Raw genomic sequence first — 15596 nt, 5'->3', positions numbered from 1 at the left:
GAGTAGCTGTTTGCCGCTTCGCATCTGCAACCCAACGCCCCTTGGAGCCACCATGCCAAGACCCGTCACCCTCTTCACCGGCCAGTGGGCCGACCTGCCTTTGGCTGAACTCGCGCCCTTGGCCAAAAGCATGGGCTACGACGGCCTGGAGCTGGCCTGCTGGGGCGACCATTTCAACGTGCAAGAGGCGCTGTCGTCGCCCCAGTACGTCAAAGACAAACACGCACTGCTGGCCCAGCATGGCCTGCAGTGTTTTGCCATCGGCAATCACCTGGTGGGCCAGGCCGTGTGCGATTTGATCGACGAGCGCCACCAATCCATCCTGCCGCCGCATGTGTGGGGCGATGGCGAACCCGAAGGCGTGCGCCAGCGCGCAGCGGCCGAGCTGGCCGACACGGCGCGCGCGGCCGCGAAGTTTGGCGTGAAGACGGTGACGGGCTTCACGGGCTCGTCGGTGTGGCACTCGATCTATGCCTTCCCGCCCACTACGCAGGCGTATTGGGACAAAGGCTTTGCTGACTTCGCCCAGCGCTTCGGCCCCATCCTCGATGTGTTCGAGCAGCACGACATCAACTTCGCGCTCGAAGTGCACCCCACCGAGATCGCATTCGACATCGCCTCTGCCGAGCGGGCGATTGCGGCGGTGGGCGGCAACAAGCGCTTCGGCTTTAACTACGACCCGAGCCACCTGGCCTACCAGGGCGTGGACTACATCAGGTTCATCCGCCAGTTTGGCCATCGCATCTACAACGCCCACATTAAGGACGTGTGGTGGGGCAAGGGCGACGGCACGGTGGGCGTGTTCGGCGGCCACACCAGCTTTGGCGATGCGCGGCGGAACTGGGACTTTCGCAGCGTGGGGCGCGGGATGATCGACTTTGAATCCATCATCGTCGCGCTGAACGACATCGGCTACCAGGGCCCGCTCTCGGTGGAGTGGGAAGACAGCCGCATGGACCGCGTCCACGGCGCCACAGAGAGCGCTGCGTTCTGCAAGCGGCTGGATTTCAAGCCCGCCGCCGGTGCGTTCGACGCTGTGTTTGCACGCGACAAGCAGGCCTAGCCGCTGCCCGTTTCTAAAACCCATAACAACAACACACCGCGAGCAAAGGCGTTTAGTATGTCCAGTCCTCAAAAGCTCCGCTACGCCATGGTGGGCGGCGGCCACGGCGCGTTCATCGGCGCGGTGCACCGCAAGGCCATGGCGCTTGACGGCCAGTTCGAACTGGTGGCGGGCGCGCTCTCATCCTCGCCCGAGCGCGCCCGTGCATCCGGCGCGGAACTGGACCTGGCCGACGACCGCAACCACGGCACTTGGCAAGACCTGCTGGCCGACGAACTGCGCCGCCCCGCGCATGAGCGCATCGACCTGGTGAGCATCGTCACCCCCAACCATGTGCACCACCCGGTGGCCCTGGCGTTTGTGCAGGCAGGCTTTCATGTGGTGTGCGACAAGCCGCTGGTGCACACCCGCGCGCAGGCCGACGAGCTGGTGGCGGCCGTGAAGAAGGCGGGCACCGTGTTCGGCGTGACCTACAACTACACCGGCTACCCCATGGTGCGCGAGGCGCGCCACCTGGTGCAGAGCGGTGCGCTGGGCACACTGCGCAAGATCACGGTCGAATACAACCAGGGCTGGCTGGCCACCGCAGTGGAAGAGGGCGGTGCCAACAAACAGGCGGATTGGCGGCTGGACCCGGCGCGCAGCGGCAGCGCGGGCACGCTGGGCGACATCGGGTCGCACGCCGAGAATCTGGCCGCCACTGTCACCGGCCAGCACCCCGCCTGGGTATGCGCCGACCTCACCACCTTTGGCGCCGGGCGCAGGCTGGACGACGACGCCCAGCTGCTACTGCGCTACGACAGCGGCGCACGCGGCTTCATCGTGGCATCGCAAGTGGCTGCGGGGCTGGAGAACGACCTGCGCCTGCAGGTATCGGGCACGCTCGGCACCATCACTTGGCGGCAGGAAGAACCCAACCAGCTCATCCACTCCCCGGTGGACGGCCCACGCCGCATCCTCACGCGCGGCTCACCGTGGCTCAGCCCGGCCGCGCTGCATGCCGGGCGCATTCCAGCGGGCCACCCCGAGGCCTTCATCGAAGCCTTTGCCAACGTCTACCTGGGCGTGGCGGCGGACATCCGCGCACGGCAGGCGGGCACAGCGCCCGACCCGCTGCACGCCGACTACCCGCGCGTGGAAGACGGCGCGCGCGGCGTGCGCTTTATCGAGCGGGTGGTTGCCTCTGCGGCCAGCGAGCAGAAGTGGACGGCGTTGCGTTGAGCAACGCTGCCGTCACACCGCATGGGATCTTCTGCATCTGCGATCAAAGAGATGAAACAGTGTTGAGAAGGGGCGCAACGCGCATACACCCCTGGTTTGTTATGCCGGTGGTTTACACCCACACGCATGCCTCGCAGCTGCACCCTGCGAGGGTTGGGTAGCCGCGACCATCTCCGCCCCGACCTTTGGCGGGAGGTTCTGCGCTCGCTAAATGTTGCTCACTTTGCGGAGCCTTTCCGCCTGCCTGTCCGTGTGAGGTTGGCGCAAACGCCAGGCCTGTTGGCAAGTTCTGAATTCCCTGGATTTTTTGGTCAGGAAAACCCTGAGCTTGTCGATAGCTGTTAGCTATTGAAAAGCATGACTAATTGTTTGTTTTTGTTGCTGTTGTGTCACTAATACATACGCACTATGGCTATGCGAGGGCACTTGCGCGATGCTTGCGCACCATCTTCTGAAGTTGGTGGTTAGACAAAGAATGGCCGTAAGCCATTGATTCAAATCAAAAAAATAGATGGATGGGATGCGGGTCGGATGCCACCCAACAAGCGTTGCCAGCAGTGCCGCAAGGCAGTTGAGGGATGCAAAACGCGTGGATCGCTGACGCCAATTTTTAATTGTTTACTTTCGTTACGTTTAGTAATCTCCGCGCTCACTCTTCTTTCAACGCCTGAGGAAATCATGCGATCACTTTTCTCCGTCCTGCCTGCTCGGCGCGCACACTGTTCTCCCGGTTCCCGAGCGACACAGGGTGGTTTTACCTTGGTGGAATTGGCTGTTGTGTTGGCCGTCATCGGCTTGATCATCGGCGCCGTGGCCATCGGCAAGGATGTGCAGCGCAATGCCGAGTACACGAAGATCAAGAACAAGTTCATTGACCAGTGGGAGCAGGCGTACAACCAGTACTACCAGCGCACCGGCGTGGTGGTGGGCGATAGCCAGACGGCGCCCCGCATCATGGTCAACGGTGCCGCTTATGTGGCGACCGGCAATAACCCGACTTCTGGCGGGAACATGGCAACGCTAGTTGCGGCCGGTGCAGAGCCAGCACCCGTTTGCGCGCGCAATCCGGAAGCTGGTGTTATGCGCTCCAACAACCCATTTACGGCAAATGTCAATGACCTCCGTGCGTACATGACCCGGGCAGGCATTCGCATGCCCCCAGGGCGTGCCGAGGGCCAGGAAGACGTCTACGTCTACACCGATACGAATGGCTCTCCTCAGGAGGTTCAAGTGTGTTTCCAGTGGAACCGCCCTACCTCGCCGGAAGGGGCTGGCAACGTGATGGTCATCTCGGGGCTGACTCCTGATCTCGCTCGAATGCTGGATCAAATGATCGATGGCAAGCCCGATGCGCAAGAAGGCCGTTTCCGATTGAGGGGTGTGGCCAACGGAACGCCCAATGGACCAGGGGTGGAGTGGTCTGCCAATAACACCTACGGGCGTGGAGCGGGTGCTACCACCGCCGCCGGCGCGGGCAACACTCGGGACGAAGAGCAGGTCATCACCCTGACCGCCATCTACAAGATGAACCAGTAATCAGGGCGAGGGATACAACATCATGAAATACGTATTCAAGAACATGACGCTTCGGCCGCGTTCAGTGGGACAGCAGGGTTTCACTTTGGTTGAGCTGGCCGTCGTTCTGGCTGTCATCGGTCTCATCATCGGCGCCGTGGCCATCGGCAAGGATGTGCAGCGCAATGCCGAGTACACCAAGATCAAGAACAAGTTCATTGACCAGTGGGAGCAGGCCTACAACCAGTACTACCAGCGCACTGGCGTGGTACTGGGAGATAGCCAGACAGCGCCCCAGAACATGGTCAACGGCGAGCGATATCTGGCCGGTGGTACACGTTCTGGGCGCAATATGACTGGTGTCACGCCACCAAACGCCATTTGCCGTGCAGCGCGAGGGCAGGGCATGACGCGAGGATTCACCGCTGGTACGGATCCTGACCTGCGTGCCCTGATGACGCGTGCCGGTATCCGCATGCCTCCCGGCCGTGCGGAAGGTCTGGAAGACCGCTATGTCTATCTAGACACCAATGGCAACCCACAAGAAGTCCAGGTGTGCTTCCAGTGGAACGTGCCGCTCGGTAATGGCTCTGCCGCGAATGCAGTGGGTGATGGCATGGGCAACGTAATGGTCATCACCGGCCTGACGCCTGACCTGGCACGCGCGCTGGATCAAATGATCGACGGCAAGCCTGATGAACGCGAAGGCCGTTTCCGTCGCCAGGGCGTGCTGAACAACGCTGGTGGCACCAATCCCAATGCGCCGGGGCAGGAGTGGCAAGCCTCCAACCGTGACCAGATCGGCACGACCAATGATCGTGCTTTTGACGAAGACCAGATCGCCATCGTCACGGCCATCTACCGCATGAATCAGTGATGTGGCGTGAGCCCTTCCACCATTGACTCTTTAAACAACTTATTTCCCTCGTCGGAGGTTTCAATGAAAAAGATGCACTCGTTTCGTGGGCTGGGCCGTAAGGTCCAGCAAGGTTTCACTTTGGTCGAACTGGCCATCGTGCTGGCAGTCATCGGCCTGATCATCGGTGCTGTAGCTATTGCCAAGGATGTTCAGCGCAATGCCGAATATCAGAAGGCCGTCAACAAGTTTGCCTATCAGTGGAAGATGGCCTACGACCAGTACTACCAGCGGACGGGTGTGGTGGTGGGCGACTGCCAGCAAGCGCCGACTTACATGGTGGATGGCACGGAAACTTCGATCAACGGTGGCAATGCATGTACCCGCGCGGGCTCCATGAATGTTCCAGGCATTCCAGCCAGCTTCACGGACCGCGGCCGCAAAATTTGCTCCGGTCAAGGTTATGCAGCCAACACGGTGGGTACTGGCGATGCCGCGCTGGCCACCGCGAACCTGCGCGAACTGATGACCCGTGCCGGTGTGCGTATGCCCCCTGGCCGCGGCGAAGGTCACGAGGATCGCTTCCTGTACATCGACTCCAATGGCAACCCTGCGGAGCTTCAAGTGTGCTTCCAGTTCAACGATGCTGGCGTTGCCAGCGGCGCGGGGAACGTCATGGTGATTCGCGGCTTGACGCCTGATCTGGCGCGCTTCATGGATCAGGTGATTGATGGCAAGCCGGATTCCCGCGAAGGCCGTTTCCGTATCCAAGGTCGTCTCCAGCAGACTGCTGCCAACCAAGCCAATGCGCCCGGCAATCAGTGGGAAGCCAACAACACGCAGGGCGTCGCCATCAACGTGGGTAGCGGGAACAGCACTCAGATGAACAACAGCGATGCGCGTGCGGGTATTGACAACAATTCCGGTAGCGCAGCGGGGACTGTAACCGGCCGCACCTTTGACGAAGACCAGGTCATCTTGCTGACCGCCCACTGGATCATGGAGCAGTAATTGAACGGCACCCGTACGCTCAAGCTGGCCTGTCTGGCGCTGGCCACTGCCCTGCTGGGCGGTGGAGCCTGGCTGGCGCAACGCGGTCTCAAGCAACTGGCTTGGGAGCGCCAGCAATTCGCGCAGTTGCAGCAGGGGCTCGAAAGCGCCCGCAGTCTTGTGCCTGAAGTGCAGCGGCGCGAGCAACTGGTGCGTTCTATCAAAGACGTTTCTCAGCAGGTGGAGCGCATGGGCTTTGACCCGTCCCAATGGGGCGAACGCCGGTTGCGCCGTGCCGTAGCCCCGGCGACGCGGGTCGAGGCGGCTCAGTTCCTGGGCGAACTGGGTCGTGGCGGAGCAGGGCAGATTTTTGTGGCGGACGTGTTCGAGATCGGCACGGTGTCGCCGGAAGCCAGCCTGTTCCAACCCCCGCTGCCTGGCGACCAAGGGCTTTTGCTGGGCGTCACGGGCACGCTGCACTTTCAGACGGCGTCTGTTTCTCCATCGCCGAAGGTGACTCCATGAGTGCAGAACATGTGTATCGCGTAGCCAGTTCCGGCTGGTTGCACTGCCACGGGCATCAGGTCGAAGAAGTTCCTGCATGGCCGCGTCTGACCCACAGCGCGCTGGTGGTGTTGGACATGGACGACGTCTATACCGACGTCTGGCGTTTCGAGGGCAAGACCGAATACGCAGCCGCTTTGGTTGAAAAGCGTGTGCGCACGCAAGGCCTCGTCGAAGGCGCGGCCCATGTCGTGGTGCACCGGCTGGTCAAATTGCCGGGCGGCTTTCAGGTGTTCTTCTCGGCGATTTCGCTGGATCTGTGGCAGCGTTGCACGCAATGGGCCAAGGAGCAGGACGACCACTGCCTGGTGATGATGGCTAGCGGGCTCCTGTGTGACGGCGTGGCGTCTGGCAGTGCGCGCGTCGTGCTGTCCCAGCGGCGGCTGATGTGTTTTGTGCAATCCGAAGAAGGCATGGTTTTTGGCTCTACCCAGGCGCTGGGTTCTGGGCCATCTGCCATGGCCAGTGCGGCCCAGGTGCTGACCAGCAACCACAGTACCTTGTTGATGCGGCTGGGTGCGGAGGCTGTGGAGTGGTGCACGCTGTGGTCTACGCAGCCTGCGGATGTGGACACCTGCCTCGCAGCTGTACGCAGCGTAGTGGGCGGGGCGCCAGTGATCATGCATGCGCAAGAGATGACGCTGGCTGCTGAGCGGGTACATACCGTGATGCCGACATTGGCGCGCAAGGCTGCAGGCCGCCATGCACTGAATCCTAGTCTGGAGCGGGTGGCGTGGCGTGCCGAGCGCTGGGTGGCTCCTATCACCGTGGTAACGGCGCTCGTCGGCATCGTTCTGGCCATCGTGGGCGTGCTGGTCGGGCAACTGGCGGATCAGCAGCGCAATGCGGGAATGAACCAGCGCGCTGAGCTGGAGGCGCTGCAAAGCCGAATCCAGGCGGTGTCGTTGGTGGAAGCTCCGGGGAAGCTGCTGCCGGTGGCCGAGTTCTCGCGCACGCTGGATGAGGGCGCGCGCCATGACCCAGTGGCGTTCATGGCAGTGTTGAAAGCTGCCTCCAACAAGGACATTCGGATCCAGCGAGTACGTCTGGAAACGACGAGCTCTTTAGGGAGTGCACAACCCGGTAAAAAAGCCTTCCGTGTAGACGGCGTGGTCGCACCCGGTGCCTCGGCTTCTGTGACACGCTGGGTCTCCCAGATGGCAGCGGCTGGCTGGACGCTCCGGGCAGTGGATCCCACCTTCACGCTGCCAGGTTCTTTCTCGTATGAGCTGGTGGCCAATGCAGCTGCTCCAGGAAATGTGAAACCATGAAATACGCGGCTTTACTTCTCAATGGGCTTGCCATTCTTTTGCTCGGCTGGGGGCTCTATGGCGTGTTTCAGCTCACTCAAGCGCGCACTCCGTCGATGCGTCCCGTGACCGTGGAGCTGGCGCCCTTGCCAGCCGCTTTGCGCACGGATCAGGAGCGCGTGACCGAGGCCTTTGGCGCCATGTCTCGCATCCAGGCGCAGACGATGGCGGCAGGCACCGATCCGCAGCGTCTGATCGCGCTGCCAGTGCCTGGCAGTGATGTGGTGGGCAGTGTGCAAATGCCGCGCCGCTCCCTGTCATTGCATTTGGACGATCTGGCCTCTGAGCGGCAGTCTGTGGTGATTGACGGCCAACTGGCACGCCAGGGTGCACGGCTGGAGGGCGGTGGGCGTGTTGTGCAGGTGCGCCCCAGCGAGGCGGTGGTTACCGAGCGGCTGGGGCGTCAGACTTTGACGCTGCCTCAGGGGGAACTGCGGGTGGGAACGCTGCGCTGGCCTGACGGATCGCTGGCAAGCATTAATACCCAGGAGTTCCGCTCGGGTCTGCCGGGCGGACAACCTGGCCCTATCAAGAGCTTGCCATGACCACGAAGGTCCGCTGGCAGCAGACAGACAACGTGACTCGCGGTTCGGCGTGTGCATCGCGTTGTGGGCCCCCGTTGGCTTCTCCTCATGACCATTTCAAGAAATCACGCTAGTAGCGCCAAGGACAGCGACATGAACAATCCTCCATTTTTCAAGCCATTGGCGCTGGTATGTGCCGCCCTGGTGCTGGCTGGTTGCGCCAGCCCTTCGCCCCGCAGCGCTTCCAGCCTCCCGCCGCCAGATACCACTGCAGCAGACCAGATGCGCGAGCACGCTGCGCAAGAGGCCCAGCGTTTGCTGGTACATCAGCAGATGTTGCTGGCCGAAATCAACAAGACGGCAGCGGCACCGGTCATCGCTCCGGTGGCCCCGGTGTTTGATCCGCTGGAAGGCAAGCTGATCAATGTGGCCATGTCCCGAGCCAGCATCAGCCAGATCTTGAGTGCGTTTGCCGACGCAGGAAACCTGAACTTGATCGTTGATCCCAATGTGCTGAAGGGCGGGCAGCTTGCCGACATGCACTTGCGCCAGGTGACACTGCGCGAAGGCTTCAACGAAGTGCTGCGCACCTATGACGTGGCTGGCGAGTTCCGTGGCAATACGCTGCGCGTGAACCTTACCGAGGAGAAGTTCTTTTCATTGAACTTTCTCAACACCAAGACCAGCATCCAGATGGGCTCTGGCGGTAACGTTTTCGGCAGCTCCAATTCGGGCGGCGGGGGCGGAAGCGGGAGTGGGAGCAGCGGGGGCGGCGGATCTGGTGCCCAACAGGGCAGCCTGACCATGTCGGGCTCTGGCGGCGGAAGTACGGATCCGTACCTGGAAATCGAAACCGCCCTCAAGTCGGTATTGGGTGACTCGCACCAAGACCGCCTGGCCCAGCAGCAGCAGAACCTGAGCATGACGACCCCGGGCTCGTCCTCGTCGCCTTGGATTGGGAGTGGGGCCAACCCAACACGTCCCGCCCAGTTGCCGCAAGCGCCCTTGGCCACGATGAATGAAGACAGCGGCTTCACATTGAACAAGATGACTGGCACGCTGTACGTAAAAGCCCGTCCCTCCAAGATGCGCGCCGTCGAGAAGATGTTGGCCCAGGTGCACAAGGTGCTGGGCAAGCAGGTGTATGTCGAGGCGCAGCTGATCGATGTACAGCTGTCTGACAACTTCGAGTTCGGTGTGGACTGGACGTCTTTGCGCAGCCGTCTGGCGGCAGGCTTTGGTTCGTCGCCCATGCAGCTGGGTGGCAGCTCGGGTACGTTGCCGAATGCCGGCACGGGCTACCCTTCGCGGGCCATTTCCATCCCCGCAGCGCTGATCGGTAGCGTGGCTGGGCCTGCACTGGGCATGTCTTACCAAGGCAGCAACTATGGCATTGTGATCAACGCACTGCGCTCCTACGGAAATCTGAAGGTACTGTCCAATCCCAACGTGCAAGTGCGCAACGGCACGCCTGCATTGCTGTCCGTTGGCACTAGCTCGCGCTACGTGTCGCAGTCCGCATCCACGCAAACCGTTCCTGGTGGCGGTGCGTCCACCACATCTTCCAGCGTACAGACTGACACCGTGTTCTCCGGTGTCATGGTGGGGGTGCTGCCCATGGTCCGTGACGATGGCCGCATCGAGCTGTTGCTGAATCCCATGCAGAGCGATGTCGACCCTGCCAGCCTGCAACTGGTGGCTGTGGGGGGAGACAACCTCGTCTCCCTTCCCAAGGTGAGCTACAAGGGGCTGACCACGACCTTGAACGTGGGCGATGGCGACGTGGTAGTGGTCGGGGGGTTGATCGACCAGCGCAGCTCCAATAACGACCGTGGAGCACCTGGGGTGTCTGACGTGCCTTTGCTGGGCAAGCTGTTCGGCAATGAGAACAAAGTGCACGGAAGTCGTGAGCTGGTGATCGTCTTGCGGGTGCGTGTGCTATGAGCCTCATCCACGACGCGCTGAAATCCATGGATGCGCCTCAAGATTCCAAGCCTGCCATGGCAAGGGCTTCCAAGGCGGCGGTGCGTGGCCGTCCAGCATGGCTGGATGCCATGCTGGCTTTCGCCGTCGTATTGGGGGCGGGGATTCTGGGGTGGTTTGTCTGGCAGACCCAGATGAAGCCCAAGGCATTGCCGCCGCCGATGGCTGCTGCGCCAAGTCCGGCCCCCGCTGCAGCGCCAGCCCCGGTGGCGGTCGCTTCGCCCGTCGCTGAAACGGCTGCGCCTGCTGCGGCGTTGCCAACGCCAGTGACGGTATCCGCTGCTGACCCTGCTGCGGCCGCCAACTCTGCCATGGCTGCTGCTCCTGCACCGGTAGTTCCTGCGCCTGTTGCCGTGCCAGCTCCAGCAGTCGCTGTGGCTGCTCCCGCAGCTGCGCCCGTGCAGTCAGCGACTCCCGCTCCGGCTGTTGCCATGGAGCCCGCTGCGCCCAAGATGGTCGTGGCAACCAGCCCACGCAGTGGTGTTGCTACGCACGCACCGGCTGCGGTGACCCGCAGCAGTGCGATGCGACAGGCGCATGGTGCAAACCGCTCCAATACGGCGACTGCGCCCGCGGTGGCGACGGCCCCGGCCGTGGATGACACTCCGGTGGAGCTGCGCTTTGCCCGTTTCGTCGCCGCCATGAAAGAGTCACGTACGGCCGATGCTGAACGTGAATTGGCTGCGTTGAAGGAGCGTCTGCCGGCAGGGTCTTTGGGACTGTTGCGCGCGCAAGCCTGGTTTGACCTGCGCGCCGGCCGCGATGCTGCTGCTGCAGACGGTTATCGCGTCATTCTTGAGCGGCTGCCTGGCGATGAAGAAGCTGCCATCAACCTGGCCAGCATTCAGTCGCGCCAGCAAAAGACTGAAGAAGCCCGCGCAACCCTTGATGCCGCATCGCGACTGCAACCAGATTCGGCTGCGTTGCGGGCCGCATTGGCCCAGTTCACCCCTGCTGCACGCCAATGACGGCCAATTCCATCTATGCCACGCTGGGGTTGTCACGCAACCCGTTTCCGCCGACGCCGGATGCGGGTTCGTACTTCTTCACGCCTCGGCTGGAGGAGGATTTCGCGGAGATCGTGCACTGCATCGAGGCGCGCAAGGGCTTTGTTCTTCTGACAGGAGAAGTCGGGCTGGGCAAGAGCACTTTGGTGCGACGCCTGCTGGACACCCTCAGTGGCAAGAACTGCCACTCAGCGCTGATCCTGAACACCTTTTTGCAAGACAGTGCTCTGTTGTCCGCCATACAGTCGGACTTCGGTTTGCCCCCCTCGGACTCCGTGGAGCAGGGACTGGCGCGACTGACCGAGTTCCTGATCGCGGGGCACCAGGCAGGCGAGATCAGCTTGCTGGTGATCGATGATGCGCAGAACCTCAGTGTGGAATCGCTCGAGCTGGTGCGCTTGTTGTGCAATTTGGAAACCGGCCAGGAAAAGCTGTTGCAGATCCTGCTGGTCGGACAGTCCGAGCTGGAGGAAACCCTGGCGACGCCGGAGTTGCGTCAGCTCAAGAGTCGCATCATCAAACACGCTCGGCTGTCGGGTCTGCAAAAGGATGAAGTCACCCGTTACTTCGACTTTCGCGTGAACGCTGCGGGCGCAGAGGGGCGCCTCTCCATCGAACCTGCAGCTGCGGACGTTTTGCACCGGGCCACGCAGGGAAACCTGCGGCGCATCCATCTGGTGCTGGACCGTTGTCTGTATGGTTTGGCGAGTACCAGAGCATCTGTGGTGACCGAGTCCCTGGTTCAGCGTGCGGTGGCGGATCTGCCTGCATTGGGGGATGAAGCCGCAGTGTTCGCCAAGGTGACTGGTAGCCATCGCGGTCGCAAGGCCTGGGTGCTCGCCGGCCTGCTGGCGGGCACGACAGCAACAGTCGCGCTGGCCAGCTGGGGGTTGGCTACCCAACCCAGCGAGCATGTATCGCCAGCAGCCCCCGTGGTGGCAGCTCCCGCCCCCGAGGTAGTTCGGCCAACGGTGTCGGGCGAGGCCTCAGCCTTATCGCCCAATGGCAGCTCTGCGACCGCCTTCGTGGCGACTGCACCGACACCCAAGGCGCAGCCTGCGGCTGCGGTACCTGCTCGCCAAGCCTGTGAAAACCAGCTCAAGGCGGCCGCTGCTGCGGACGAAGTGGTGCATGTTTACCGCCTGCCCGATGGCATGGCCGACAGCCTGAAACCGTCGACTCGCCTGTGCCGCTTCAGTGTGGACAAGGAGTCCTGGGTCGCATGGCTGAGTCGCAACAACACCCGCAACATCGAGGCCGCCGAGCAGGTCACGCGCAAGGTACAGGGCAAGCTCAAGGGCATGGGCCTTCTGGACAAGCGTGAGCCTGACGACGGTTTTTTTGGTTCGAAGACTGGAGAGGCGTTCGCCCGCTTTCAACTGCAGCAGGGTCTGCCGCCGACTGGCAAGCCCGACGAACTGACCTTCTTACTTCTGGAGCATCAGGATGCATCCCCCCGCTGAATCATTGCTAGAGGCCTCGGGCCAGTTGCAGCCCGCAGGCCCTACGGCCGAGGATCGCCTGGCGGTGCTGCGTGACAAGAGTCCTTCCCTGGGCGCTGCATTGGTCAATGCCGGCCTTGTGTCTGCAGTCGCCATCGACTATGTGTTGCAAAAACAGAAGATCGAGAAGGTGCCTATGGGCAACCTTCTGGTGGAGCTGGGTTTCGCAAGTGCCAACGAGGTCGCACGCCAGCTTGCTGGCCAGCGCGGACTGCGCTTTGTCAACGCCGATGAAATGCCGGAACCCGATACTGCGGTAGCGGGCATCTTTAACCGATCGTTGTGCCTGACTTATGGCTTTCTGCCTGTGCGGGAAAACGACGAAGGCCTGATCGAGGTAGTGCTTGGCGACGCACAGCCTGATACGGTGACCGAACTTGTGCAGCGCAAGCTGGGCAAGGGATGCCATTTTTTCCAAGGTGAATTCGATAGTGTTGCCCAGGCCATCCAGCAGCACTATTACTTCGCAGAGCACCCGCCGGCACGCCTGATAGAGAGCGAGGTCCGTAAGCTTGAAGCCGACGTGGATCGTGCTTACAGCCCCGCCCGTTTGCTGGAACACATGCTCCACCTGGCGGTGCGCGAACGGGCGACGGATATCCATCTGGCGCCCACGGCGCGTAGCCGTTCGGTGCTGCTGCGCGTAGACGGTGTTTTGCGTCCGGTGTTCGCGCTCTCGCCGGCCCTGGACCGCCTGGTGGTCTACGTCAAGCTGCAGGCCGACATGGATGCCAGCGAACAGCGCCTGCCCCAGGACGGTAGCTTTACGGCACAGGTGATGGAGCACAACTTCACCATCCGTGTCTCCACCTTGATCTCTGAATTTGGCGAGCGCATGGTGCTGCGCCTTTTGCCCGAACGCAGCAACCTGGACAAGCTGGCAGACCTCGGTTTTCTGGAGGAGGATGTCGCCGTCATGGCCAAGGCGTTCTCGCGGCCGCACGGCCTCATCCTGATCACAGGCCCTACCGGCTCAGGCAAGAGCACGACGCTGCACGCCGCGCTGCGCATGCAACCTTTGATTGAGCGCAACGTGTTGACTGTGGAGGATCCGGTGGAATACCGTGTCCCGGTCGCCTGCCAGACCGAAGTCAACCGCCGTGCGGGCTACGAGTTTGCCAACGCCATGCGGCACTTTCTGCGGCATGACCCCGACATCATCCTGGTGGGTGAAATCCGGGACTCCGAGACTGCACGTGCAGCGCTCGACGCATCCTCTACCGGGCACCTGGTGTTGTCTACCTTGCACGTGGGCAGCATTTTTGGGGTGATGCCTCGCCTCAAGCTGCTAGGCGTGGACACAGAAACGATTGCCGAAAACCTGGTGGCAGTGATCAACCAGCGCCTTGTGCGCCGCATTTGTCCACACTGCGCCAAGCCACGTCTTGCGACTGACGATGAGCGCCGCTGGCTGGGGCAGGGCGCTGCGGGCGAAATGCTGCAGGTGTTCCATGGTGCCGGCTGCCATCACTGCCGCGACACAGGGTATCTGGGCCGCCTGCCGGTGTACGAAATGCTGGTGGTTAACCGTGATCTGGCGGACGCCATCGCCTCTGATGCCACGCGGGCCGAAATGCGGCAACGCGCACTGGCAGCAGGCATGCGCCCCATCTTGACGTTGGCGCGACACCGCGTGTTGGCAGGTGAGACCACGATGGAGGAAATCCTCCGCACCGTGGGCGAGGACTGAGCCGCTTTGGCGGAAGCATTGAATGGCCAATCTCAACACTTATTACTACCGCGTACTGCTGCCCCATGGCGGGGTGCGCTCGGGTCTGTTGCGCCTGGCAGTCAAGCGCGACTTATCGGCTCGCATGCGGCTGGAGGCCGACACTGACGGCACGGTGATCAGCCTGTGGCGTTTTCCGGCCTGGCTTGCAGTGGTGGCCGATGCGCTGTTGCATCTGTTCCGAAAGCAAGTGCGCGGCGAGGACCTTGCGGGCTTCCTTCGCGACTTGGGCCTCATGATGCGCGCAGGCGTTCCCGCCCTTGATGCGCTGACCACCCTGGTGGAAGAAAGCCATAGTGTTGGCAACCCTGCCATGGCGTCCGTTGCACGCAACATGCTGGACGACCTGAACGCGGGTGTGGGCATGACCGAAGCTTTCAACCGGCACCCCAATGTGTTCCCTGAGACGGTGCGTAACCTCATCTCCATCGGGGACCAGACAGGTACTCTGGACCGCATGCTCGGCGAAGCGGCGGAGCACGTGGAGCGCATGATCAATATCCGGCGCGATATCAAGACTGCTCTGATCTATCCGGCGTTTGTGTTCGCCTCCATCATTGGCGTCGCCATCTTCTGGATCTACTACGTTGTGCCCAACATGGCGCGCCTGTTCAAGCAGCTGCAGGCGAAACTGCCACCCATCACAGAAGGGCTGGTGGCCTTTGCGAACTTGCTGTCCACCCATCTGCCCTGGGTGCTGCTGGTCACGGTCATCGTGGTGTCGATCGGCGTCATTGCCTTCAGGCGGTCCGAGCGATTCCAGCTTGCAACCTATACCTTCATGCACCGTTTGCCGATTGCTCGTACGTTGCTGGTGTCTTCCGGCATGGCACATATCACCGAGCATCTCTCGATCCTCGTACGTGCGGGGGTAGACATGGTGTCCAGCCTGCGCGTTCTGGGGCGGGCCACCAAGAACCGCTACTACCGCACCCGTCTCATCCATGTGGCGGAATCGGTTTCGCGTGGGGAGTCCGTGTCTTCATCGATGCGGCGTGTGGGCGGTTTTCCTGCGATGGCAGTTCGCATGATTTCCGTAGGGGAAGAGTCCGGTAGCCTGGATCAGCAGCTCTCTCACCTTGCAGCGGACTATCGCAAGCGCCTCGAGGTGTTGGTCAAGTCGCTCGCGGAAATCCTCAAGCCTCTGATCATCTTGGTTGCAGGGGGCTTGTTTCTTTTCCTGATCGTTGCGCTGTTGTTGCCTGTTTACGACCTGGTGCGGCAGTCGGTCACTCAAAGCATGGGTGGTTGAAGATGCGTAGCGTTGCGATGTCCACCGCTTATCGTGGCCAGCGAGAAGCACGGTTGGGTGGTTTCTTGGATGCAAAGGCG

At 61.9% G+C, this 15596-nt stretch carries 13 protein-coding genes; all 13 read left to right on the top strand.

Annotated elements, in window-relative coordinates; translation table 11 throughout:
• Positions 1–52: 52 nt before the first annotated feature.
• Positions 53–1063, top strand: coding sequence for a sugar phosphate isomerase/epimerase (locus C8C95_RS00555; protein ID WP_116747288.1), 1011 nt, complete (start codon positions 53–55; stop codon positions 1061–1063).
• Positions 1064–1120: 57 nt separating this feature from the next.
• Positions 1121–2284: a Gfo/Idh/MocA family oxidoreductase gene (locus tag C8C95_RS00550; RefSeq protein ID WP_116747287.1), complete on the top strand. Its 1164-nt coding sequence runs from the start codon at positions 1121–1123 to the stop codon at positions 2282–2284.
• Positions 2285–2962: 678 nt separating this feature from the next.
• Positions 2963–3820 (top strand): prepilin-type N-terminal cleavage/methylation domain-containing protein, encoded by an 858-nt coding sequence (locus tag C8C95_RS00545; RefSeq protein ID WP_110961226.1) that lies wholly within the window; start codon positions 2963–2965, stop codon positions 3818–3820.
• Positions 3821–3842: 22 nt separating this feature from the next.
• A complete protein-coding gene (locus C8C95_RS00540) occupies positions 3843–4676 on the top strand; it encodes a prepilin-type N-terminal cleavage/methylation domain-containing protein (RefSeq protein ID WP_110961227.1) in 834 nt (277 codons plus the stop codon).
• 63 nt (positions 4677–4739) lie between these two features.
• The gene (locus C8C95_RS00535) at positions 4740–5666 is read left to right on the top strand and encodes a prepilin-type N-terminal cleavage/methylation domain-containing protein (RefSeq protein WP_116747286.1); all 927 of its coding nucleotides are present in this window, start codon (positions 4740–4742) and stop codon (positions 5664–5666) included.
• Complete coding sequence (locus C8C95_RS00530) at positions 5667–6170, top strand: hypothetical protein (protein WP_116747285.1); 504 nt, start codon at positions 5667–5669, stop codon at positions 6168–6170. It abuts the gene before it with no gap.
• Positions 6167–7480 (top strand): hypothetical protein, encoded by a 1314-nt coding sequence (locus C8C95_RS00525; RefSeq protein WP_116747284.1) that lies wholly within the window; start codon positions 6167–6169, stop codon positions 7478–7480. The genes C8C95_RS00530 and C8C95_RS00525 overlap by 4 nt, the downstream gene beginning before the upstream one ends.
• The gene (locus tag C8C95_RS00520; RefSeq protein ID WP_116747283.1) at positions 7477–8064 is read left to right on the top strand and encodes a hypothetical protein; all 588 of its coding nucleotides are present in this window, start codon (positions 7477–7479) and stop codon (positions 8062–8064) included. Before C8C95_RS00525 ends, C8C95_RS00520 begins: the two co-directional genes overlap by 4 nt.
• 132 nt (positions 8065–8196) lie before the next feature.
• On the top strand, positions 8197–9987 hold the full coding sequence (gene mshL / locus C8C95_RS00515) for a pilus (MSHA type) biogenesis protein MshL (RefSeq protein ID WP_116747282.1): 1791 nt from the start codon (positions 8197–8199) through the stop codon (positions 9985–9987).
• 56 nt (positions 9988–10043) lie between these two features.
• Complete coding sequence (locus C8C95_RS00510) at positions 10044–10994, top strand: tetratricopeptide repeat protein (RefSeq protein ID WP_165836497.1); 951 nt, start codon at positions 10044–10046, stop codon at positions 10992–10994.
• A complete protein-coding gene (locus tag C8C95_RS00505) occupies positions 10991–12496 on the top strand; it encodes an ExeA family protein (RefSeq protein ID WP_116747280.1) in 1506 nt (501 codons plus the stop codon). Before C8C95_RS00510 ends, C8C95_RS00505 begins: the two co-directional genes overlap by 4 nt.
• Positions 12480–14225, top strand: coding sequence for a GspE/PulE family protein (locus C8C95_RS00500; protein WP_099730536.1), 1746 nt, complete (start codon positions 12480–12482; stop codon positions 14223–14225). The genes C8C95_RS00505 and C8C95_RS00500 overlap by 17 nt, the downstream gene beginning before the upstream one ends.
• A gap of 22 nt (positions 14226–14247) precedes the next feature.
• Positions 14248–15516 (top strand): type II secretion system F family protein, encoded by a 1269-nt coding sequence (locus C8C95_RS00495; RefSeq protein WP_116747279.1) that lies wholly within the window; start codon positions 14248–14250, stop codon positions 15514–15516.
• The last annotated feature ends 80 nt before the right edge of the window (positions 15517–15596 follow it).

This window comes from Acidovorax sp. 99 (assembly GCF_003096455.1).
In the GTDB taxonomy this organism is placed as follows: domain Bacteria; phylum Pseudomonadota; class Gammaproteobacteria; order Burkholderiales; family Burkholderiaceae_C; genus Acidovorax; species Acidovorax delafieldii.
Note: the sequence above shows the minus strand (reverse complement) of the source record. Positions and strands in the feature narration are given on the sequence as shown.